Here is a 1656-nt window from a genome sequence, read left to right as displayed (position 1 = left end):
GCCTTTGCACTCTACGAATGATTTCCAACCATTCTGAGGGAACCTTTGGGCGCCTCCGTTACACTTTAGGAGGCGACCGCCCCAGTCAAACTGCCCACCTGACACTGTCTCCCGGGTCGATAAGACCCGTAGGTTAGAATTTCAATACAGTCAGGGCGGTATCCCACCAGCGCCTCCACCGAAGCTAGCGCTCCGGTTTCAATGGCTCCCGCCTATCCTGTACAAACTGTACCAAAATTCAATATCAGGCTACAGTAAAGCTCCACGGGGTCTTTCCGTCCTGTCGCGGGTAACCTGCATCTTCACAGGTACTATAATTTCACCGAGTCTCTGGTTGAGACAGTGCCCAAATCGTTACACCTTTCGTGCGGGTCGGAACTTACCCGACAAGGAATTTCGCTACCTTAGGACCGTTATAGTTACGGCCGCCGTTTACTGGGGCTTCAGTTCAGAGCTTCGCTTACGCTAACCCCTCTCCTTAACCTTCCAGCACCGGGCAGGTGTCACCCCCTATACTTCGCCTTACGGCTTCGCAGAGAGCTGTGTTTTTGCTAAACAGTCGCTTGGGCCTATTCACTGCGGCTTTCCGTTAAGAAAGCACCCCTTCTCCCGAAGTTACGGGGTCATTTTGCCGAGTTCCTTAACCAGAGTTCTCTCGCACACCTTAGGATTCTCTCCTCGCCTACCTGTGTCGGTTTGCGGTACAGGCACCTTTTATCTCGCTAGAAGCTTTTCTTGGCAGCGGGGAATCAAAGACTTCGCTCCATAAGGAGCTTCCCCATCACAGCTCAGCCTTCACGATAAGCGGATTTGCCTACTTATCAGCCTAACTGCTTGGACGTGCACAACCAATCGCACGCTTCTTCTATCCTTCTGCGTCCCTCCATTGCTCAAACGATAAAGAGGTGGTACAGGAATATCAACCTGTTGTCCATCGCCTACGCCTGTCGGCCTCGGCTTAGGTCCTGACTAACCCTGAGCGGACGAGCCTTCCTCAGGAAACCTTAGGCATTCGGTGGACGGGATTCTCACCCGTCTTTCGCTACTCATACCGGCATTCTCACTTCTAAGCGCTCCACCAGTCCTTCCGGTCTGACTTCACTGCACTTAGAACGCTCCCCTACCACTGATACCATTGGTATCAATTCGCAGCTTCGGTGGTGTATTTAGCCCCGGTACATTTTCGGCGCAGAGTCACTCGACTAGTGAGCTATTACGCACTCTTTAAATGGTGGCTGCTTCTAAGCCAACATCCTAGTTGTCTAAGCAACTCCACATCCTTTTCCACTTAATACACACTTTGGGACCTTAGCTGGCGATCTGGGCTGTTTCCCTCTTGACTACGGATCTTATCACTCGCAGTCTGACTCCTAAGGATAAGTCATTGGCATTCGGAGTTTGACTGAATTCGGTAATCCGATGAGGACCCCTAGTTCAATCAGTGCTCTACCTCCAAGACTCTTACACTTAAGGCTAGCCCTAAAGCTATTTCGGGGAGAACCAGCTATCTCCAGGTTCGATTGGAATTTCTCCGCTACCCACACCTCATCCCCGCACTTTTCAACGTGCGTGGGTTCGGGCCTCCATTCAGTGTTACCTGAACTTCACCCTGGACATGGGTAGATCACCTGGTTTCGGGTCTACGACCACGTACTA

General features: G+C 51.6%; 1 rRNA gene and 1 other annotated feature (1 of these 2 only partly in view). The gene reads right to left on the bottom strand.

From position 1 onward, the window contains the following. Positions 1-74: 74 nt before the first annotated feature. Positions 75-256: a sequence feature (23S ribosomal RNA rRNA prediction is too short), on the bottom strand. A gap of 58 nt (positions 257-314) precedes the next feature. After that, positions 315-1656: ribosomal RNA gene (locus JFU02_RS20790) — 23S ribosomal RNA — on the bottom strand (it continues 685 nt past the right edge of the window).

The sequence above is a fragment of the Bacillus sp. TH13 genome (assembly GCF_016651175.1).
GTDB classification, from domain to species: domain Bacteria; phylum Bacillota; class Bacilli; order Bacillales; family Bacillaceae_G; genus Bacillus_A; species Bacillus_A thuringiensis_S.
Note: the sequence above shows the minus strand (reverse complement) of the source record. Positions and strands in the feature narration are given on the sequence as shown.